This window comes from Bacillus sp. B28 (genome assembly GCF_029536185.1).
Lineage (GTDB): Bacteria > Bacillota > Bacilli > Bacillales > Bacillaceae > Bacillus > Bacillus halotolerans.
The window spans coordinates 1,291,253-1,310,786 of the sequence record NZ_CP120511.1 but is presented as its reverse complement, the minus strand read 5'-3'; the positions used below and the strand labels follow the sequence as shown (position 1 = coordinate 1,310,786).

Annotated in this window: 21 protein-coding genes, 1 tRNA gene and 6 pseudogenes; 13 read left to right on the top strand and 15 right to left on the bottom strand. The window is 36.2% G+C overall.

Translation table 11 applies throughout. The annotated features are described in order from the left end of the window. Window positions 1-43 precede the first annotated feature (43 nt). Window positions 44-550: a GNAT family N-acetyltransferase gene (locus tag P3L57_RS06515; protein WP_069486404.1), complete on the top strand. Its 507-nt coding sequence runs from the start codon at window positions 44-46 to the stop codon at window positions 548-550. Window positions 551-601: 51 nt separating this feature from the next. Here the strand turns inward: P3L57_RS06515 and P3L57_RS06510 are convergent, their stop codons facing one another. From P3L57_RS06510 to csn, 4 genes are all read right to left on the bottom strand, one after another. Next, entirely contained in the window at window positions 602-1,015 is a 414-nt protein-coding gene (locus P3L57_RS06510) for a YjdF family protein (protein ID WP_069486403.1), read from the bottom strand. A gap of 434 nt (window positions 1,016-1,449) precedes the next feature. After that, window positions 1,450-1,737: a YozQ family protein gene (locus P3L57_RS06505; RefSeq protein WP_024121001.1), complete on the bottom strand. Its 288-nt coding sequence runs from the start codon at window positions 1,735-1,737 to the stop codon at window positions 1,450-1,452. An 88-nt stretch (window positions 1,738-1,825) separates the two neighbouring features. Next, the gene (locus P3L57_RS06500; protein WP_059292995.1) at window positions 1,826-1,948 is read right to left on the bottom strand and encodes a hypothetical protein; all 123 of its coding nucleotides are present in this window, start codon (window positions 1,946-1,948) and stop codon (window positions 1,826-1,828) included. A gap of 515 nt (window positions 1,949-2,463) precedes the next feature. Beyond that, a complete protein-coding gene (gene csn, locus P3L57_RS06495) occupies window positions 2,464-3,300 on the bottom strand; it encodes a chitosanase (protein WP_069486402.1) in 837 nt (278 codons plus the stop codon). Between the two features lie 126 nt (window positions 3,301-3,426). On the opposite strand from csn, the pseudogene P3L57_RS06490 reads away from it, so the two are divergent. Then, window positions 3,427-3,630: pseudogene (locus tag P3L57_RS06490) on the top strand (NPP1 family protein); the annotation flags it as partial. A 427-nt stretch (window positions 3,631-4,057) separates the two neighbouring features. On the opposite strand, the gene P3L57_RS06485 reads toward P3L57_RS06490, so the two are convergent. Beyond that, entirely contained in the window at window positions 4,058-4,324 is a 267-nt protein-coding gene (locus P3L57_RS06485; protein WP_024120997.1) for a hypothetical protein, read from the bottom strand. Between the two features lie 343 nt (window positions 4,325-4,667). Further along, entirely contained in the window at window positions 4,668-5,108 is a 441-nt protein-coding gene (locus tag P3L57_RS06480; RefSeq protein WP_044156329.1) for a DUF805 domain-containing protein, read from the bottom strand. A gap of 267 nt (window positions 5,109-5,375) precedes the next feature. On the opposite strand from P3L57_RS06480, the gene P3L57_RS06475 reads away from it, so the two are divergent. Together P3L57_RS06475 and cotU are read left to right on the top strand one after the other, a co-directional pair. Then, window positions 5,376-5,771, top strand: a complete 396-nt coding sequence (locus P3L57_RS06475) for a hypothetical protein (RefSeq protein ID WP_044156330.1) — start codon at window positions 5,376-5,378, stop codon at window positions 5,769-5,771. A gap of 412 nt (window positions 5,772-6,183) precedes the next feature. Then, entirely contained in the window at window positions 6,184-6,456 is a 273-nt protein-coding gene (gene cotU, locus P3L57_RS06470; RefSeq protein ID WP_044156331.1) for a spore coat protein CotU, read from the top strand. Between the two features lie 337 nt (window positions 6,457-6,793). Here cotU and P3L57_RS06465 read toward each other — a convergent pair. Beyond that, a pseudogene (locus tag P3L57_RS06465) lies at window positions 6,794-7,113 on the bottom strand (putative quinol monooxygenase). A gap of 246 nt (window positions 7,114-7,359) precedes the next feature. On the opposite strand from P3L57_RS06465, the gene P3L57_RS06460 reads away from it, so the two are divergent. The 3 genes and pseudogenes from P3L57_RS06460 to P3L57_RS06450 all read left to right on the top strand — a co-directional run bounded on the left by P3L57_RS06460 (window position 7,360) and on the right by P3L57_RS06450 (window position 9,407). Beyond that, complete coding sequence (locus tag P3L57_RS06460; protein ID WP_277617513.1) at window positions 7,360-7,713, top strand: response regulator aspartate phosphatase; 354 nt, start codon at window positions 7,360-7,362, stop codon at window positions 7,711-7,713. Window positions 7,714-7,847: 134 nt separating this feature from the next. After that, the gene (locus P3L57_RS06455) at window positions 7,848-8,522 is read left to right on the top strand and encodes a tetratricopeptide repeat protein (RefSeq protein WP_277617512.1); all 675 of its coding nucleotides are present in this window, start codon (window positions 7,848-7,850) and stop codon (window positions 8,520-8,522) included. Between the two features lie 561 nt (window positions 8,523-9,083). Next, window positions 9,084-9,407, top strand: a pseudogene (locus P3L57_RS06450) (YolD-like family protein). An 82-nt stretch (window positions 9,408-9,489) separates the two neighbouring features. On the opposite strand, the gene P3L57_RS06445 reads toward P3L57_RS06450, so the two are convergent. The 4 genes from P3L57_RS06445 to P3L57_RS06430 all read right to left on the bottom strand — a co-directional run bounded on the left by P3L57_RS06445 (window position 9,490) and on the right by P3L57_RS06430 (window position 11,781). After that, on the bottom strand, window positions 9,490-9,972 hold the full coding sequence (locus P3L57_RS06445; protein WP_264798409.1) for a hypothetical protein: 483 nt from the start codon (window positions 9,970-9,972) through the stop codon (window positions 9,490-9,492). Beyond that, the gene (locus P3L57_RS06440) at window positions 9,918-10,310 is read right to left on the bottom strand and encodes a hypothetical protein (protein ID WP_069486398.1); all 393 of its coding nucleotides are present in this window, start codon (window positions 10,308-10,310) and stop codon (window positions 9,918-9,920) included. Before P3L57_RS06440 ends, P3L57_RS06445 begins: the two co-directional genes overlap by 55 nt. Before the next feature lie 19 nt (window positions 10,311-10,329). Next, window positions 10,330-11,304 (bottom strand): hypothetical protein, encoded by a 975-nt coding sequence (locus P3L57_RS06435; RefSeq protein WP_069486397.1) that lies wholly within the window; start codon window positions 11,302-11,304, stop codon window positions 10,330-10,332. A gap of 231 nt (window positions 11,305-11,535) precedes the next feature. Beyond that, window positions 11,536-11,781 carry a helix-turn-helix domain-containing protein gene (locus P3L57_RS06430; RefSeq protein WP_069486396.1) on the bottom strand — a complete coding sequence of 82 codons (246 nt, stop codon included), beginning with the start codon at window positions 11,779-11,781 and terminating at the stop codon, window positions 11,536-11,538. A gap of 484 nt (window positions 11,782-12,265) precedes the next feature. Between P3L57_RS06430 and P3L57_RS06425 the strand changes: the two genes are divergently transcribed. Beyond that, the gene (locus P3L57_RS06425; protein ID WP_069486395.1) at window positions 12,266-12,655 is read left to right on the top strand and encodes a hypothetical protein; all 390 of its coding nucleotides are present in this window, start codon (window positions 12,266-12,268) and stop codon (window positions 12,653-12,655) included. A gap of 55 nt (window positions 12,656-12,710) precedes the next feature. Here P3L57_RS06425 and P3L57_RS20725 read toward each other — a convergent pair. From P3L57_RS20725 to P3L57_RS06415, 3 genes and pseudogenes are all read right to left on the bottom strand, one after another. Continuing rightward, window positions 12,711-12,791, bottom strand: a pseudogene (locus P3L57_RS20725) (N-acetylmuramoyl-L-alanine amidase); the annotation flags it as partial. Between the two features lie 549 nt (window positions 12,792-13,340). Next, a pseudogene (locus tag P3L57_RS06420) lies at window positions 13,341-13,454 on the bottom strand (peptidoglycan-binding domain-containing protein); the annotation flags it as partial. 207 nt (window positions 13,455-13,661) lie between these two features. Beyond that, a complete protein-coding gene (locus P3L57_RS06415) occupies window positions 13,662-14,789 on the bottom strand; it encodes a Rap family tetratricopeptide repeat protein (protein ID WP_003224692.1) in 1,128 nt (375 codons plus the stop codon). 238 nt (window positions 14,790-15,027) lie between these two features. On the opposite strand from P3L57_RS06415, the gene P3L57_RS06410 reads away from it, so the two are divergent. The 4 genes and pseudogenes from P3L57_RS06410 to P3L57_RS06395 all read left to right on the top strand — a co-directional run bounded on the left by P3L57_RS06410 (window position 15,028) and on the right by P3L57_RS06395 (window position 17,918). Further along, entirely contained in the window at window positions 15,028-16,818 is a 1,791-nt protein-coding gene (locus P3L57_RS06410; protein ID WP_069486394.1) for a T7SS effector LXG polymorphic toxin, read from the top strand. 11 nt (window positions 16,819-16,829) lie between these two features. Beyond that, on the top strand, window positions 16,830-17,222 hold the full coding sequence (locus P3L57_RS06405) for a CDI toxin immunity protein (protein ID WP_059336153.1): 393 nt from the start codon (window positions 16,830-16,832) through the stop codon (window positions 17,220-17,222). Window positions 17,223-17,255: 33 nt separating this feature from the next. Continuing rightward, window positions 17,256-17,565, top strand: a pseudogene (locus P3L57_RS06400) (hypothetical protein). A gap of 53 nt (window positions 17,566-17,618) precedes the next feature. Then, the gene (locus P3L57_RS06395; protein WP_059293009.1) at window positions 17,619-17,918 is read left to right on the top strand and encodes a contact-dependent growth inhibition system immunity protein; all 300 of its coding nucleotides are present in this window, start codon (window positions 17,619-17,621) and stop codon (window positions 17,916-17,918) included. A gap of 158 nt (window positions 17,919-18,076) precedes the next feature. Here the strand turns inward: P3L57_RS06395 and P3L57_RS06390 are convergent. Continuing rightward, window positions 18,077-18,149 (bottom strand) — tRNA-Val (locus tag P3L57_RS06390). A 173-nt stretch (window positions 18,150-18,322) separates the two neighbouring features. Between P3L57_RS06390 and P3L57_RS06385 the strand changes: the two genes are divergently transcribed. Then, entirely contained in the window at window positions 18,323-19,513 is a 1,191-nt protein-coding gene (locus P3L57_RS06385) for a DUF819 family protein (RefSeq protein WP_069486393.1), read from the top strand. Window positions 19,514-19,534: the final 21 nt, after the last annotated feature.

Genomic DNA, 19,534 nt, shown 5'->3' with positions numbered 1-19,534 from the left:
AGAATCACATGTATAGATATCAAATAGAAGAGGGGCTAAAGAGATGGTTCTCCTTGAAACGGATCGGTTACTATTAAAAACGATTGATGTTAATCTTCTAGACGCTGCATCTAAACTGGATCATCAGGCTATTATAGACCTGGGTTATAAAACAAATGGGGAATGGCCAAACTCAGATTTTTTTGAAGCAATTCCTTATTTCCGCGAGATTTTAATCGAAAATAAAGGAACAAGAGGATTTGATTCATGGATCATTTTAAAGAAGAATGATTATGAAATTGTCGGAGGAACTGGGTTTTTAGGCGACCCTGATACGGATGGCATGGTTGAAATCGGTTTTGCAACAAATAAAAGTCACCGCCGTAAAGGTTATTGTTTTGAGGCTGCTCAAAAGTTAATAAACTGGGCATTAAGCAAAGAGAATGTTAACTGTATTGCGGCAAGATGTGAACATGGCAATATGGGTTCACAGCATATTTTGAAGAAGTTAGGGTTTAAACTGGACCGTGAAGAAAAAGACTTTATCCATTGGAGATACGCTAAAGTGTAAAAACATATTCTTCACTTATAAGAAAGCAGGCTCTATGCCTGCTTTTTCAAGCTATTTTCCTCTATGCTTTTTTTTAGCTTTTTGCTTTCTGATGAGATACTTTTGTTCTTTTATTTTTTCTCTTTGTTCTTTCGTTATTTGTTTTTTCTTTTGCTTCTTCGCTTCCAACTCTTGTTTCATCGCATCCTGTGCCTTTAAGGATGCTCCGGCACGTTTCAATTCCTTCGAAACCTGACGTTGCAATCTTTTCGGATTTATCTTTTTCTGATCTTGGGCTTTTACACTAACTCCTTCCTGCTCAGACTGGGACAGAGTCTTTAAGAGTTGTCTATTAACAAAATCTAATACTTCAGAATTCTTCGGCTCTTTTCCAAACAAATGCTGAGAGGCCTTTAGTTTTCCGTTTTTCACAACCTCAATAACTCCTACCCAAAACTGACCATTGTAGTAAATCGTTAATTTCATAACGATTCCCCCCTCTTTTAAATGATGAAAGAATGATGGACATCCCGAGGAGGGGAAGGTTACTGACATAATAAAAATGCATTCGGACTACCAACCGAATCGTGTTTTTTCATTCTTTTGCTTAAATTTTATCAATTTTTCTCTTTAGAGAAAAGATATTGAGAGCATACTTCAAGAATAAGTCATGCATCAGCTTGACCCTTTTTTTCTCTATTCAAAAATCAAGGAATCCAAAGAAGACTGAAAAAATTAAATAGAATTGCATTCTCTTCTTTCAATAGAATATCAAGCTACGGTTTCCTTTTGTTTCGCAAAAGCGTGGATCCCATTATTTGCATGCCCCTTTATGAAAGCAGCCTCAGCCGAACCAGTTTCATCTTTGTACGAAAAACGGAACTAACTCAAGTTCATTCGAGTCAGCTCCGCTTGATTATTTAGTCCAAGTTTTGGTCGATGGTTCCCTCAAAATAGTCATCACTGACTTGTTCATGCGTTTCAGCCAAACCCTGTTCCAATTGTGTGGTTCCTTTGTAATCTGACGGTTCAAAATATCTTCCTGCGACATCCATATTTTCATTTGCTTCTTCTTTGTTATTGGTTTGTTCGTTCTTGCCTAATGTCTCTGACTTAGGATCGCCATTTTGATTAAAATCAAAGTCCTTGTCGATTTCAGAAAATCTTTTATAATCATCAGGTCTGTCTGCTCCATTTTTTTGAGTCACATCATCCACTCCATTCCTTATCAATCAATATGACAGGCCAAAAACAATTGGCCCAGATCTTGATATTAGGCTTTCATTGAAACAAAACTTATTTGGTCCTTTTTGAACCTGTGCCATGTTTTTTAGGGTCATCTGCTTTGAATGCTGTTTCAGTCTCATGATCATTTCTTATTTGTTCAATACTAGAATTTTGAATCCCTTTTTTAGTCATGCTTTCACCTCTTTTCTGAAAACATTGGAATATCAGCTCACCCTTATTCTGTCTTTTGTGCAGGCATTCATTCACCCCTTTTGACCAATAACAAAAAAACTCTTAAGAGGGGCCATTCGTCATGAGTACTAGTTCTGTATCTGCCAAAGCATAATTTATCTTTCAGCAAACACAATAAGTTTAAAGAATGTCATATGCCAGAAACTGTTCCGTTTACTGTAAGAAAAACACTCTTTATTTAGAGAATCACCCAGTATAAAAACAAGTCTAGAATTATGTATTAAGCCTAATTGCTGAAGTGACTGCCGTTGGATCGGATACATTCATGCTAGTGAATCTGGTTTTTTTCATTGAATCGGAAAAGCAGATTAGATTGAAAAAAGCCCTTCTCTCTGAGAAGGGCTAAGTAATCGTAATGACATTTACACAATCGGTTCATACCTTAAACCGCGCCATATTATGAGGGCAGCGGGTGTATTCGCAAAGGGTGCAGTCGGTTTCTTTACACTTGCTGCTTATTTGATTACGAAATCACCGTATTCTGCTGAATGGATATTGATCGGTCCGTTCAGATTGTAGTTGTTCGACTTGGCGACAGAGCGAAGCACGTCCACACGGGCAACCGATTCTCTCCACTCATCACGGGTATCCGGATCTGCTGGATTCATCAGGTCGTCATAGCGCACGTCCAGAAATTTATTTAACCATTTCTTCTCATCTATTCCGTCTTTAGGTGAGCCCCCTGCCTTTTTGTTCGTGCGTTTGATCAAGGCATAAAAAGAGTCAGGGTCATCACCATCGCCATGCTGAATAACTGTATCGTACATCACAGCTTTTGCCAGTGCCGTTTTCAAGCCGGCATTCTCTGATCGTTTCATGGCAGGCTGATAATACAAGCGATCATTTACCTTGTCTTGGGCAGTACGGAAATCTTTATCATTTCCAAGCGAACGCCAGGCAGAAGCAAATCCCTTGAGGTTGCTTATGTCATCGCTTTCTTCTTCGGCCAGACGGCGCAATTCAGGCAGATACTTTTTCAGTTTGTTATTCGGTACTGCCTTTGTGTATACTTCAACTACTTCCAATGCATCCCCGGTAGCCGTTGTAAAGCCTGCCCGTCCGCATGTATAGCCTCTTCCATCACCCAAGGGTTCCACATATCCGTATTGGATTTCCGTCGTGCCATTTTCAAAGATACTGGTCAGCTGTTCCGCCCGGCGCTTCTGATCCTTGTTCAGTCCGGCCGCAAAAACCGTATCACTCATCATCAGGGTAAAAAACATGGTGAAAATAAATGATGAAATCGCTGCCTTCTTCCAGAAACCTGCTTTTTTCTCCAAACTGATTTTCATTCTATTACCCCTTTCTACATATTGTAATTACGGACTCAGTATACATGAAGGGGCTGACCTTTTGTTGAAAATACATTAATTTGTCAATATTTTGAATCTTAATTACTACTCTTAATGGTAATATCCATTGCATATGAAAGCACTTCGCCGCTGAACCATGAATTACTTATGAGCGATGATGTAGTAGGCGGAACTCAACCGTTAATCGGATGGGATGATTTAACTCCTGCCGCAAGGAATGCATTACATACAACAGATTTCGGTAAAACAAATGTTCCTGTTAATGATAATAACTTTACCAGCAATTTAAAGAAAGCATGGTTTAAATAAAAACATCTTGGTATTGGGAAGATCCTTACAAAGAAGGATTCTTTTTTTGACTTACATGAATTTCCTATTAGTTACAGTTTCTACGAGAGCTGATTGGCAATGATTACTTTTAAAAATGGAACGAATGATAATAAGAGAAGTCCTTGTCGGAAAGCTTTTCTCTCAAGAATCTCTCTGTGGTGTAAATGATGTCTGTCTTTTACATGAGACCCGCAATCTATTACTGCATATAGTATTCATTTCAAAAACGTGTCACAAACACACAATAAGCCCCATCCACTAAGGACAGAGCTTTTTGTCATTTTAGAGCCTTTCAAGCACGTTTTTCGTCTGTAGCACCGCCAGCAGAAAGCATCAGAAAAGAATACTAAAACTTCTCTGCACGAAGTGTCGGTTCTTCTGCAAACAATGATGATGTGCTGTTTCCTTACTCATCTTTTTTATCTTTATCGGCATCTTCATTATCCTCAACCGGATCTTCGGGATCAGTCTCATTATCTTTTTCATCATCTTTATTGATCGTATCGTCCTCATCAACACCCGGTGCATTGTTACCGTTATTATCCTGATCGTTCTCCTCAACATCTGGAGTATTGTTATCTTGATCATTATTATTTTGATCATTATTACAGCCCATTAATATAAAAGTGGATAGACATAACGCAGTTATTATTTGCAACCATTTTTTACTCATTTCCACCCTCCTCTCTTCTTTTTAATCCATATAAGTTTGTCCATTAAGTTCACTTTGATTCGTTCCATTCTAAATGTCTTCTTGATCAGCATATTAATTTAATCCTTTGTGAAAACTAAACAAAGGTGCTTAGAAAGTGGTTAAGAAGAAAAAAAATTAACTATTCAAAATGCAGTTAATCATTTTAAACCAAATAATGTAAGATTATTCATGCCATTATCCTGCAGCACAAAATTCTTTAAAAGTTGTTCTCTATCTTGAATATGTAGTTACCTTATGAGTTCTTCAGGCTATAAAAAACACCCCAATCGCTAAACTCATTGTCTAACAATTGGGGCGCAATTTACGATTCATTTATAATCTTAGGATTTGCTCCATATTGATTCTCTATTGTTTCACTATCTTGGCAGTTAAAGATCAGCATCATAATAGGACCGACCACCGGAATAAAGCCTATAAATATCCACCAGCCACTTTTGCCGATATCATGCAATCTGCGGATACTGAGAGCAAGAGACGGAAGAAAAACAGCTAACTGATAAAGAAAGATCAGAATATATGCCAGTAATCCCCCGCCATATCCAATTACATATCCTACTTGTGAACTGGCATATCCTTCTGCCGCCAATGGGCCTGATGTAAATAATCCAACTAGTATTAATGATAGCAGTAATAAAATAAAACAAATGATGCCATTAAAGAGATGAAACATCCAATATTCCTTTCGCCGAGCTCTCCCTTCAAAATTGACATAGTTCTTTAAGCCATTCCAATACCATTTCATATAGTTTCCTCCATTACCAACACTACAGATTACTGCAAAACATATCCATTATATCATAAAAATGATTTGGCTATAAAACTAGTCAATGGCAAAAAGACCTCACAGAACTTGCTATACAAAAAAATGAAGGCAGTCGTAAAACAAATATGGACAAGCTGATTGTCCTCACTCCTTTAGTTCCATTCTTAGTCAACTGACAATAAAACAGGAATTAACGAAATACGCCAACATACACTTTGTATGAATGTAAACGAAGGAGTGGTTACTTTGTATCATTACTTTTATGTTCCTGTGTTAATTCCTCACTTACCACCTGCTCATCACACGCAAAGAAATCAAGACTTTTCAGAAAGACAGCGAAGAAGAGAAATCACATTGAATGTAGATGGCTTTATACCGCCATCTTCCACCGAGGATCTCGGAGACGGCTTTTATTCTTACGCATGGACTAACCAACAGGTCATAGATCCCGGTGAATACCTTGTTTGTTATCTTGAAGGAAGAGATATAAAGGTAATCAATGGCGGGTTTACTCCACGTGATTATGCTCCAATGTATGCAATAGGCAGCTTTCCAAGGAGAAGAAACCAGTGGGTAATTACGCTTCATAATCCTCTTCAAACCCAAAGAGCCATATCACTTTATCTCATTGCGAAAAGATAACACAAAACAAAAACGGCAGGAACGCCTTTATCAGCGTTTCCTGCCGTTTTTGTTTTGTGTAATTCCGCCTGGGTTCGAACCAGTGGCCTCTGCCTTGTCAAGGTAGGGACTATATGCCATTACGAACTGACGTTTTATTTTATAGGGTTTTCTGACAAGAATTTCTGATAAAAAACCTTTTGTTTTGACTAAAAGTTTGCCCCCTATTCGTCCCCATCTGTTCCCAAATGGCATTACAACATACTTCGTCTATTCACTGTGATCGAATCCTTTCACCTAACCTATCTTCATAAACAGTTTATCATTTGGCTATCAGAAACAGCCCTATTACTAAATTATTAGTAAATGTGGCCATACCATATCATATAAACTTCATATATTAATATTGATTAAAATAATAGGAGGGCTTAAATTGGGTTATTATAAAAAATATAAAGAAGAGTATTACACTTGGAAAAAAACTTATTACAAAAAGTATTATGACCACGATAAGAAGCATTATGATTGTGACAAAAAGTATCATGACTGCGATAAGAAGCACTATGATTGCGACAAAAAGTATTATGATTGTGATCATGACAAGAAGTATGATGATGATGATCACGATTATCATTACGATAAAAAGTATTATGATGACGATGATCATTATTATGATTTTGTCGAATCGTATAAAAAACATCACTAAATCTCTTAATCATCTAAAAAAGTTCTGCTTTATTTCAAGTGATGTGAAAATAGAAAAGCTCCCTATTATGTGGGAGCTTTTCTTAGAAAATTGAGATTTTATGTTCCAAATAACTTTTCAATGATTTTGACCCTAAAAAGAGACAGGATCAATGAATTTCTAAGCTGAAAAATCAAGTTTCCCCTTTTATTTCAAAGCCTATTAATTGTACATCTGATGACTTCTGAATGAAAATGATGATTGTTGGCAGAGTTGGACAACAATCCGCCAACATTTTACTACTTAATTACAGGTGGTTCATTCTTAGCCATTGAATGTCTCTTTTTTAAGGAACCTTTTACTCATTCACATTGCTTTTCATTAACCATTCTACTTCCGTTAATTCTTGTTTTTGAACGTCTTTTGTGTGTTTTTTCGTGAAATGTTCTTTAACAGCTTCTTCGTTTTCCCAAATCTCCCAAAGCATTATTTTGCGTTCTGATGGTTCAAGCGGATAAGCATGGAATTGAATACACCCTTCTTCTTTGTTTGTTTCTTCCTCAAGTTTTTTAAATTCCTTCATTATTTCATTAAGGTCTTTATCACTGATGATTTTTAAGCATGCAGTTATGTAATGCATCGTAATCCCCCTCTTTACATTATTTCATGGCTTTTCATTATAGCATTTTCTTGAGAAATGCAGATGTCATTTATACATCATTAAACGACATCGATAGCCTTTTAGACCAATTTTCTATAAATTCTAAAGCAAGCTAAAGGGTCGATATCAGACGATATGGTCCTTATTTATGTTTATTCCGACCCTTTTTAGTCTAAATAGAGAGACTTTTCAAAAAACACTCTATTAGAGGGGGTCCTTAGTGGTATAATATTAAATATATGTAAAGAAAAGGAGGTATTTGATTGTCTGTTTCGGATTTAATCCCATATCATTATGTAACTACAGACATTAATCATTGGTATGTTGTCATAAAGCAGGGTCGAGTTGAGAAAGCAAAAGAAATGAAAAGAAAAGTTGAAAAAGAATTCGATATGATGGAGAAAAATGAAAAGGTTGCAGTCTATCTTCAGCTACTAAAGCTACGGCACGAAATAATGCTGTCGTATCTCGAACCTGACTCTGTTAAAAATATAGATGGTGTTTATTCTGCTCTTAAAAAGACAAGGGAGAATATGGCCCCTGAATCCCTTACGAATACAATAGAGTTCTATTATCATTTTTTACCGGTATGTATCATTTCAGAACAAGAGATTTAGTTATTGCCTTAACATATTATCGCGAAGCCGAAAAATATCTTGATTTATTAGATAAAAACGCAAATACAGATAAGGCCGAGTTCTATTTTAAAGTATCAGAGGTCTATTACTATATGAAAGAGACTCATTTCTCAATGAATTATGCTCAGCAAGCATATTCTATATTTAAAGAGCAAAAAGATGCTCAGGGTAACCTTACATATGGCAAAGAAATGGTCCAATGTCAGTTTGTTATCTTTGGGAATTGGCTAGATAAAATGTGTTATGAGGATGCTTTAGAAACAGCTGAAAAAGCCTTACATGATGCTATAAAAATAGGGGAGCAACATTTAATTGGTTCAGCTCATTTTAACGTGGGATTATGTTATAATAACCTTGAAGAACTTGACAATGCTGAGAAACATTTTCAAATTGCCTATGAAATTCATAAAGATCGAAAACACATGTATGAGTCCAAAGCGATTTTTAATCTGGCATATGTCAAAGCAAAGAAAAATGATTTAAAGACTGCATTAGAATTATACCAGGAAGGTCAGAAGGTTGCTGCCCGACACAACAACCAGGAAGTAACCAAGAAATTAAAACTGGTTAAAGGTCTTTATTTATCATTCGACTTACAAACACTTAGAGAAGTGTTCAAGTTCTTCGAAGAGAAAAACCTTTACGGTGATATGGAAGAATACGCTGTTGCTGTTGCTGATTTTTTGACCAACAAAGAAGACAGACATGATGCAGTCGATTTTTATCAAATGGCAATTGAAGCACGCAAACAAATTCAAAGGGGGAAACATTTAAATGAAAAAATGTAAAATTGCAATTTGTTTAGCGCTCTTGCTTGGCGTTGTTGGAGTATCTAGCGCTTCATACGCTCTTTCTGAGCAGTCCACTTATAAGGTCGCAGATAGAGCAGCAACTTAATATGAAATTAAGAAATAACCCCATTTTGGACTTTACAAATGGGGTTTTTATTTTATCTTCTCAACTCAACTTTTATTCTTGGGTTTTCATTTAAATCATATACTGCATTAATAATACCGACAACCCCTATAAAAAGTAAAAAACCCTTGCTGCGCAAGGGTTTAAGCTATGATTCCGACTGGGCTCGAACCAGCGACCTCTACCCTGTCAAGGTAGTGATTACCTTCTGAGCTGTTATTTTTATTCCTGACAAATACTTATCCATCAAGGGATTTCAAATTAGATGTCTGATCCCTTCTGAATAAAAATATTAATTGTTGGCAGGTTTGGGCAACAACTCGCCAACAATTTCCCATTTAAAACCAATGAGTTTATACGTAGGCTTACCAATATTTTCTCCGTTGATAAAAGAACGTTTGTTTGCATATAATTTAGTCAAGGAGATGATCGGAATGAGTCAAGGAATTTACGACAAGAGATGGGAACAAAAATTCATATTACCTGAGTAAAGGGCTGCCCTTTTAAGCCGAAAGAGAGAAGTTCAGAAAATCGAAAAACCCTCTCTTGATGAATACCAACTGGAGGAAATGGCACGAACTATTTGCGAAGCCATGGAATTCAACTCGGTTCTGGTCATCGGTGTATACAAAGACGGCTTTATTGAAGATGTAACAGGGCATGTGCATTACATAAACGAAGTGAAACAGAAACTACATGTGAAGGATTTAAAAGGAGATACATGGTTTATTATATTTGATTCTCTTTTAACGTTGTAGCGAATGAGTGAGTTGATGTGGAATAAAAAAAGTGGAAAAACGGTAATATATAAGCTCACTTTATAAAGTGAGCTTCTTTGTATTATGAGAAAAAAGACTTCCATTTTTCAAATGCAGAAATTAAATTTACTGAGGTAGTAGCCGTCTTAATAATAGAATCAGCTGAATCTAGGAAACTTTTTATTAAAACTTTCTTAGGCTTCTCTGTGTTAGCTTCGCTTGTTGTAGCTTGTACCAGATGGTTTAATTTTTCTTCTTCCTCGCTATCTAAATTTGAATCTTTGATTTCTGTTAATAGTGCCTGCGTTAACTCTGCTAACTCATTATTACTGCTATTATGATTCATAACCACATTTGAAGAATTAGATCCAAAGCTAAATGCGCTTCCACTATTATTTGAAATATTATATTGCCTGTTATCCTCCATGTAAACGTACACCCCCTTTTTAGGCTCGCTAAATAGCCCTTCATTAATTAAATCCTTAAAAGTCTTACCATCAGCAATAGAACCTAAACTAACATAGGTATTTTTAGCGGGTTCCAGTATTTCTTTTTTTTTTGACATTGAGACTTAAAAAAATCAGTAAACTCGAACACTAACAAAAAATTTTCAGGGGAAAAATCATTCTCCCCGCAATAACAATCAAATAACTCATCTTCTATATCCTCATGTAATCCAAATGACTGGATTTTATGATTGGATGGACAAAGTAACATTTTTTTAGGGATTAACTCATAACCATCTTTAGTCATGAGATATTTTAAAACAGATTGATAATAATTCTCACTCAAACCTATAGCGTATAATACATTTTCTACAGTGAAATCCTCAATAGGAGGGTCATTAGCAGCCCAATTCAATAAGACTTCATTAATCTCCAAAAAATTTATTGCTTGTTCCACGTAACTCCCCTCCTAATAATCATTCTTCTGTATTTATGGCAGCCTCTTGATCTACTTTTTTTCTATCTTCCATATCAACTAGTATCAATATATCTAAAACATGATCTACTATTGTTTCAGGTACTTCTTTAGTAAATTTAAAATAACCCTTTTGAAAATTAACTTCAAATATTGTTTCTAATTCTATTGATGTTTTTGGATCGGTATATACAAAGATACACTTCTCTTCCATTGTATGATCAGTTGGTAAACCCAGACCTTTTATCGCGTTGGTGATTTTATCAAAAGTTCCATCATTACTTAAATCAATACCCTTTTTTCCATTGAACTGAACACTTCCAACATTAGTAGGAAGTGAAATATGTCTTGAAGATACTCCCGCCGATAATAGTTCACACATTTTAACAGCATTATCCCTTGTTAATTTAGGGACTGTAAAGTAATTACAAGGTTTTTTGTAACCAATAAAATCCATGGTGAATTCAATATATTTTTTTATATCTTTAAATGGACACCTCATTTGAATCAAAGGGTCCTCTCCAAAGATTAACACGACAGAAGTAAACTGTGCATATGATGATACGGAGGAGGAATATCCACTTTTCCTAACAGTTAATTTCTCTTCAACAAACTTTAAATAAACTGCGGACCCTTCATGTTTAATAGCACAGAGTTGTAAAGTTTGTTTTAATGGTGGTTGCCATTCAGTATCAATGTTATTAGGGTTAACATTACGATTTTTCACTAGGTAAGACAGTAATTTTTCAGGTGAGTCTATATTTTCAGGCCAAGCTTCTTCTAGTTCACATAGAGTTAAGTTTGTACTTGAAAATTTAAATTGCTCATCTAAATAATCTAACTTTTCTTTATGCCCTTCTTTGATTAAATCTTGGATTATATCTTCTTCAGAACGACCATAATAAGTTATTTTATTATTCTTTGCAAGTTGATTAAGGAATTTTTTTCTCTTAATTATATTGGTGTATTTTATCATATGACCCTGCCCTTTATAAAAAAATAAACTTAAAGAGCACAAAACTGCAAAATAACAAATAAAATGTTAAAATATTAATGAGTTTGAGTTTAGCGCTCCAAAACGTTCCTTAATAGGAACGTTTTTCTTTTATAATAACAGTATTCTATGTCATCATCCACATTTTTACACCATTTTTTTATAGCTGGCAAACGTATGACAAACAAAACCCTCCTCATCTCGAGAAGGGCTTCATTCATCATACGGTCTGTACTTCTTCCGGCCAGCCTCTAATTCTTTTTTCTTTTCCTCTAAATCGGTTCGAAGAAACAAACTGGTGCCGCTCAACTTTTTAACCGGAATAAGCTTCCCGCTGCTTATAAGCTGGCTTATACGTGCCCGTTTAACCCCGAGTAACTCTTCTGCCTCATTAGTGGTGAGGACTTCACGCCTAATGAAGTCCTCGACCTCCTGACGGCTTTTAAGATGATATTCCATGTTATCTTCTCCTTAAATCCTTAATGATCATGTAAATGGTTAATGCTAAGACAAAGATCATAACGCCTGTTGTAAATGGGTTTGTCCAAAACGAGCGCAGACCAATGGATGCAACACTAAGCAGTATCATGGAAAAAATGAATGTTTGTTTTCTCTTCATATTGTATGCTAGACTGTTTATAATTATATTGAGAAGCGAGCGACCAAGTCGCTTCCCTTTACACTTAGTCCTTCTTATTATTTTTCTTTGCATCGTGTGATTGTTGGGCAATCCATGCGATTGATGCAACATAGAAGATAATTTGAAGGACTTTTAACATATTGTCTAGCATTTCCTCACCTCCTTATGCTCTTATTATACAATATCTATAAACAATTGTATATAGGTTTATTAAAAATATTTGAATATTCGCGAAATAAGAGGATTAATTTAACAATATATGCTATTATCTTACTGAAAAAAATAATGCTAGGAGGTTGTTAAATGAAAAAGCTTTTTGCAATAGCGCTCGCCGTTATTATGTCAATGGTATTTATTAATTCTGCATCTGCCGCTAATACGTACGGAAGTGTAAATGTTAGTCCTTGGGATAGAGGTTATACTCAAACTGTTGATGGTTCAGGTCAATATGGAAGAATCACATTAGAAGGTACTGCAGGATCATACGCTGATGCATATGTAGAGGTATACTCTGATGGTCAATGGAGATCTCCAACTATCAACGACCCTGATTTGGGTTATCTTCTTTTAAATACGGGAGTAAGTAGAGATACTACTAATTATTTTTTTGAAAAAGGAAAAAAATACAGATTATATGTCAGCACTATCGGCTCTGATTACAGTGCAAAAGGTTACATCAGAACATATGATTGAGATATGTATATTAAAGACCCCACTTGTAAGTGGGGTTCTTTGTTTAACTCTCCTATTATTTTAATAGTGCTTCGAGTTTTGCTTTAGTCTTTAGTCCGTAAATATTGTCCTGCCTAAGCCCCTGTATAGAATAGAAAACTGCACTCATTTTGTTTTAAAATGAAGTATGGAACACATATAGTAGTTATTGCTGGCTGTATGTGCAACTTAATGTCTTTTTACTTTGGAGAAGCATTACGTTCATGTTGAATAGTTCGATCAAAGTTCAAATGAAAATTCTCAAATTAAGTCCTTTGTTGTATATATTAATTTTGAGAAAAGGAGGGATTTGTGATTTTTTATTATGAAGTAATTTGTATAAGTTGCAGGAAAAGATTTAGAGTATATGAAGGCACATTGAAATATAAGCAAGTTAAAGAAAACATAAAAGGAAAATATACTTGTGAAGAATGTAGTCATAACATACGTTTAGAGGCTATAAAAAACTTTTTTAGATAACATTTTTTAAGATTTTCTTATAGTATGTTAACTAGAAAACTGCAAAAGTCTGATCTAATAGGCTTCTTTTTTTGCATAAAAAAACCCCCGGTTTATTCATCGAGGGTTGATTTTTATGCTTAAATCGTCCTTTTTATTCTTATTGCTACAAAAATACGAGATTTTTCAACCTCGTCAATTCACAAACTTATTTTAAAAGCTTTTCAATTTCCGCCTTTGTTTTCGGCCCATAAATACCGTCAGCTTTTAATCCATTCATTAGCTGAAACCGTCTGACGGCGTCGGCGGTTTTCGGTCCGTAATATTTTATTTCAATCGATTCGTTTTTGTCTGTTTACTTAACACATAAATAAAAGCCCCCTCTTATTTAGAAGGGCTTTCTGATGCTTATGTTTGAAGACGATCCGACGTAACTTGGAATGAATTTTGAGTTTGACTTTCTGTTAAGCTGGATCCAAACCCACATACTAAAACGAATGACAACCCTAGGATAAGGCATACCTTCTTTTTAAAAGTCATACTGGCATTCTCCCCTTTGAATTTGTGTTTGAGTTTCAATCATTTTCTGATGATAAACATAAGATGTTTCAAATTCTTTAGAGTTTGCGTAAGCAGCTGCAGTCTCACAGGCAATGTCTTCTACATACGAATAGTTCTTGTTTCTTTCTAAGTATTCTATTGTTTTATTAACACCTTGTTGGTCCACTGCATCGACATAAAGAGCTTTTAAATAACCCTGTAATTTCGTGAAAAGCTCATCGCCTTGATAAATAGCTGCCGACAACCCTTTCTTACTTACTTGGATGGCTTCATTCATTTTTCCTTGTTTGAAAAGGATTTTTGCATAAGAAAATAAAGAATGTGGCAAATTCGTCAACTTTTCTTTTTCAGTAATCTCCACAGCTTGCTTCATGAAAACTTCTGCTTGCTGATAATCCCCTCTGTCCGCAAAATTTGTACCTAAGTTATAAAGTGCGGAACTAATGAGCCTTTTATTATTTAATTCTCTGGATAACTCTAGCGCTTTTTCAAGATGTGGCTGACTTTTTTCATAACGCTTAAAATCAATATAATTCCCTGAAATAACAAAGAGACATTGAACTTTCCGTACCTTATACAATTCATATTGATTGTAAACGTCTAATGCTTGTTTAACGTGGTGCATAGATACATGACTTTGCTTCATTCCATAATATGCTTCGGCTAACTTAAAATGAAACTCTGCTCTTTCGATTTCATCAGGAACGTGGATAAGTTCTTTCTCCGCCTCCCTATAATAGGCGATTGCTTTCACATATTGTTTTTGATCAAATTCATACATCCCCCGAAAAAACAGGGAGTAGTAAGACAATAAACCGGATATCCCTTTATTTGACGCCTCTATTTTTTCGAGTAACTCGTCAATAGTTGGTCTTATGCGTGTAGTTACTGGTTCTAAATAGTCTAGCATAAGCTGATGACGGAATTTCATTAATGAGAAATAAATCAGCAAATATTCATCCTCTTCCATCTGATTGATCTCTTGTTCCACCTCAGCTTTTAAAATCTCTGCATCTGGGACACTGAATTGACGAATCATCTTATACCATTCATTGATCTTTACGCCAACTTTAGACGACGGTAAAACTGGATTCACGGGACCCCTCCTTAAACACCTTTTATGTAATATTCTAACATTTCCAAAAATATGTATGTCCGCAAAAAAACCGCAAACTTTTGTCGCTGCTAAAGTTCTGTTGTCCTAAATCACACTTAGGTATTTACACCTAATCCTAAAGTTTCATTTTCCATATAAAGAGATTCCTTTCGAATTTTGTCTTATGTCATGTGGTAAAATTTTGTTGCTAATTCCGTATGAATGAAAGGATATGAACATGAAAGTATTTGAAGCCAAATCACTGCTTTCCGAAGCAGATAAACGTGCAAAAGAATACAAAGAATTAAGAAGTCAGATGATCAATCTAAAAAAAGCCTTCAAAGACGTAGCTGACTTAGATGACAGTGAGTTTTCGGGAAAAGGTGCCGACAACATAAAAGCATTTTATCAAGATCATGCGGGGGTGGCTGACAATTGGATTGATCTAATTGATATGAAAATTGCCTTTTTGACAAGCATTTCAGGCGCTTTAGAGGACGCCAGATTATCTGATGCTTACATAGAAGAATCATTCTTAGAACACGAGCTGGCTAACGCCTATACAAAATCAAAATCCATTATGTCTGAACAAAAGAAAGCCATGAAAGATATCTTAAATGATATTGACGACATTCTTCCGCTTGATCTATTTTCGACTGAAGACTTTAAAGACGAACTCGCCGATGCGGAGGACAAACGCAAAAAAACAGTCGATAAACTAGGCAGCGTGGACGAAGCACTTGTTACTGAATATGCCCAATCAGAGCCAAACGAGCAATTCATCAAGAAGGACTTCCAAAAGCTTGAGGAATCAACAGGTAAAGGCAAGAATGCTACCCCCATCCATTACAATGCCAAGGCGTACCGTGACAGTGACATACATAAGAAAAAAGGCGATATTGAGAAGCGAACGGATGCTTATTTGACGATTAAGAAAGAGGAAGCTAAAGAGCGAGAAATCAAAGAGCTGAAGAAGAAGCTAACTGACGGAGTGACGGATCCGGATGAATACTTAGAAATTGCCAAGAAGGTCGGCTATGAAAATCTTACCCCTGAACAGCTTGAATTTGTTTCATTTCTTGAACAGCGCAAAGCTTTCATGGATAACGGAAAAGAAGTGTTGCAAATCATAGGCGATGGCGCCAAAGGTGCAATTGTTGGTGTATACGATCTTGCCAAAGATGCCGGTGAAGGAGCCATTCAATTCGGGTGGAATATCGGTTGGACAATTGACAACTTAAACAAGGATCCTCAAAAAGTGTTGGATACAGTTCTGGAATACGACTATCAAGCTGCCTTTCAAAGTATGATTGACACATTGAAGGATGATTGGGACAAAAAAATGATTCACGGGGATGCATATACACGGATGCACTATGTTACTTATTTGGGCGGAAGTCTTCTGTTATTGAAAGGTGGAAAGTCCTCTGTCTCAACAGGATCGAAGGATCTTGCTAAAGTTGGGAAAGCAGCTAGTGGCCCAATTAAGAAAGGCGGAAAGTCTGTAAAACAGTTTGTCAAATCTCCTGTAAATCGGTATACTCCAGCATTAGAAGGAATCCTTCAAGATGCTGAGAAAACCATTAACGTGAAAAATACGCCACTCCTAAAAAGAATAGCCGATTCCACTAAAGATAGTGTACTCTTTAAATCAATCAATGGTAAGTCATCAAAAAACAAGACAGTTAAAAAGGGCCTTTCCAAAAAATCAAGAGAAGTTGCGCTTCCAAAGGTAGATACATATGAACAAGCTAGAAATGAGGCGCTAAATCTAATTGGTGATTTAGGAATAGATTCAAAGCCTTTTATAGGTACTTTATCTAAAAGCGCAGGCTTTGGTAAAGTTACTGGCCGAATGTCTGGAGATAATAAAGTCCTTTGGAGATTAGATTATGACCCCGAAAAGGGACCTCATATAAATGTTGAGGATTATAGAAATGGAAAAGGAGATAAAGCAAAGAAATATTATATACCTTTTAACGGAAACGAAGATACTTATAAATCCCTTTTAAAACATTTAAATAAATAGGAAGTGTTAATATGACTTTATACGAAGAATGTCTAGAAGCTCTTGGAGATAACAAAGAAGTCCTCACTATTTCTGAGACACGCAAATATCATGAACAACTTGGCGAAAGTTTCCCCTTCACATCATGGGGTAGAATTAAATGGGATGAAGTAACTACTCACAGATCTATTGATTATGCTGAAGATATCGACGAATGGTTAATTGAGAATAAAATAGATGATAAAACTGTTATTCTCCTTTGGGCTTACGGTGATTATCCAGCTGTAAAAACCAGCTTAGACAACGCCTTAAACGTAATTGATGATGTAACTGCTGTAGGTTCAGATACTTTCATGTTCAGCGAATCTGGTTATGTTATTGAATTTTTCCATGATGGAGATGTAACAATAGGAAAGGCAATTTGAAAATAATAGCCCTTCTTAGTAAAGAGGATCAATATGAACTTAGAGAAAAAAATGGAAGCTATATTAATTAAAAGAAAAAAACTTAATCCTAATGATGACTATGGAATTCAAAAAAGTTGGGATGAAATAATTGAAGTACTCTCAGAAAATGAGGAAAATACAATTAGCTATCTAGAAAATTGTAATAAAGAAGATTTATATTGGATCAGTGAAGTATTTGAAGACTTAGCTGAAAGTTTACCAAAGTAAAGAACTTATTAATTGTTTAAGAAAATTAGATGAAAAATACCCTGACTTAGAAATGACAAATGATATTGATATAGCAGAAAGTTATTTAGAATAAGATACGTACCATTTCTCAGATTTGAAGTTAACATTTCTTGGTGGTGATAAGTAATGATCGAAATCGAAATTTATGAACCTGTATTTCAATTTCTAGGAGGTATTTTTCATCAAGATATAGAAACTCCAGAATCAGCACTGGCCGAATACTTAGAAGAGATACCAAAAGAAGAGCAAAAAACTGATATAGTAGCATTAAAAGATTTTATTAACAGCGATTACTCGGATGAAGAAAAGAATGATTTTATCGATGAAGCTGCTGACGGAGTGGACATTCTTAGTTACGACGTATCTCCAATCATATGGCTCGAACAAGTTATTCAAAAAATCGAAAAGAATATTGAAACCTTATAATCCATTAAACCTAGCATAGAAACAGGGCTGATTTTGACTTCACTTCTTAATCAGCCCCAAAGAAATTTCGTCCTCAATTCGTCCCCATGTAGGAACAAAGCTAACAAATATAACTAAATACAAAGTAAAAAACCCTTGCTGCGCAAGGGTTTAAGATATGATTCCGACTGGGCTCGAACCAGCGACCTCTACCCTGTCAAGGTAGCGCTCTCCCAGCTGAGCTACGGAATCATGATATGTATGTGTTGCTGGGTATGTTGTTGTCTTTCTGACAAGTTCTATTATATAACCTTCCCTTCTATTCGTCAACTGCTTTTTTAGAAAAACTTTTTTTCGGACTTGCTGTTATGTCTATCGGCTATTATAATATGTCTTAATTTTCTAACAATAGGAGTGATGGGGTTTTGCATTCTTTGATTTCTTCTGATGATGTATGGGTATTATGGGGATTTATTGCGGTGTGGGCGGCAGTGAGCATCGGGCTGGAGCAGCGGTTTAAGTGGGCTTCCGCTGTGTCAGGCGCTATTCTGGCGCTCGCCGGTGCAATGGTGTTTACGAATATTGGAGTGCTTCCTGTTGAATCGCCTGTATACGATACCGTATGGTCATATGTGGTGCCCCTTGCGATTCCTCTTTTGCTGTTTCAGATCAATGTGCGGCAGATTTTTAAGGAAAGCAGGCGTTTGCTGTTTATTTTTCTTATGAGCTCCTTAGGGACAGTGGTTGGCAGCATCATCGCTTTTTTTCTATTAAAACAGTATATTCCCTATCTAGATAAGATCGGCGGGATGATCAGTGCCTCCTATATTGGCGGCGGAATTAATTTTGCGGCGATGGCTGCGAAATTTGAGACACCGGGCGAATACGTGTCGGCAACGGTTGTGGCAGATAACTTCATGATGGCGCTGTTGTTTTTTATTTTAATCAGTATTCCCGCACTCAAATGGTTTCGCCGGCATTATGCGATGCCGTTTGAAGATCAGGCAAAAGCGGAAGGAAACAGTGGTAACAGCGCGGAAAGCTATTGGAAGCGGAAGGACATTTCATTAAAGGATATTGCCTTTAACGCTGGAGCTGCTTTTGCTCTTGTTGCGGTAAGCGGTAAGATTTCCGGCTATTTCAAAATTACGTTTTCTCATCCCCTTTTGACCGGGACGCTTGGCGATCAGTACCTTGTGCTTACGTCTTTAACCGTTCTTATCATCTTTCTGTTCCCTCGTTTTTTTGAAAGGCTCAATGGATCTCAGGAGCTTGGCACCTACTTGATTTTTTTGTTTTTTGTGGTGATTGGCATTCCTGCAGATCTCCGGTTAATCATCACAAATGCGCCTCTTATTCTCTTATTTGTCTTTATCATCGCCATCAGCAATTTAGCGGTTTCCTTAGCTGTCGGTAAATTGTTCCGCGTGCGCCTTGAGGAAATTCTGCTTGCCGTAAACGCCACAGTCGGCGGCCCTACAACAGCAGCTGCGATGGCGATTGCCAAAGGGTGGCGGGAGCTTGTTGCACCGATTATGCTGGTCGGCACACTCGGCTACTTGATCGGCAATTATGTTGGCACCTTTATGGGAAATTGGTTTTCTTCCTTTTTATAAAAAGGATGTTCACACTTACCT

Excerpts from the sequence above, each read along its gene's own strand:
- P3L57_RS06515 (WP_069486404.1), top strand. The coding sequence starts at position 44 with ATGGTTCTCCTTGAAACGGATCGGTTACTATTAAAAACGATTGATGTT.
- P3L57_RS06510 (WP_069486403.1), bottom strand. The coding sequence starts at position 1,015 with ATGAAATTAACGATTTACTACAATGGTCAGTTTTGGGTAGGAGTTATT.
- P3L57_RS06500 (WP_059292995.1), bottom strand. The coding sequence starts at position 1,948 with ATGACTAAAAAAGGGATTCAAAATTCTAGTATTGAACAAATAAGAAAT.
- csn (WP_069486402.1), bottom strand. The coding sequence starts at position 3,300 with ATGAAAATCAGTTTGGAGAAAAAAGCAGGTTTCTGGAAGAAGGCAGCG.
- P3L57_RS06485 (WP_024120997.1), bottom strand. The coding sequence starts at position 4,324 with ATGAGTAAAAAATGGTTGCAAATAATAACTGCGTTATGTCTATCCACT.
- P3L57_RS06480 (WP_044156329.1), bottom strand. The coding sequence starts at position 5,108 with ATGAAATGGTATTGGAATGGCTTAAAGAACTATGTCAATTTTGAAGGG.
- P3L57_RS06455 (WP_277617512.1), top strand. The coding sequence starts at position 7,848 with ATGAATTATGCTCAGCAAGCATATTCTATATTTAAAGAGCAAAAAGAT.
- P3L57_RS06445 (WP_264798409.1), bottom strand. The coding sequence starts at position 9,972 with ATGTCAAAAAAAAAAGAAATACTGGAACCCGCTAAAAATACCTATGTT.
- P3L57_RS06435 (WP_069486397.1), bottom strand. The coding sequence starts at position 11,304 with ATGATAAAATACACCAATATAATTAAGAGAAAAAAATTCCTTAATCAA.
- P3L57_RS06430 (WP_069486396.1), bottom strand. The coding sequence starts at position 11,781 with ATGGAATATCATCTTAAAAGCCGTCAGGAGGTCGAGGACTTCATTAGG.
- P3L57_RS06425 (WP_069486395.1), top strand. The coding sequence starts at position 12,266 with ATGAAAAAGCTTTTTGCAATAGCGCTCGCCGTTATTATGTCAATGGTA.
- P3L57_RS06410 (WP_069486394.1), top strand. The coding sequence starts at position 15,028 with ATGAAAGTATTTGAAGCCAAATCACTGCTTTCCGAAGCAGATAAACGT.
- P3L57_RS06405 (WP_059336153.1), top strand. The coding sequence starts at position 16,830 with ATGACTTTATACGAAGAATGTCTAGAAGCTCTTGGAGATAACAAAGAA.
- P3L57_RS06395 (WP_059293009.1), top strand. The coding sequence starts at position 17,619 with ATGATCGAAATCGAAATTTATGAACCTGTATTTCAATTTCTAGGAGGT.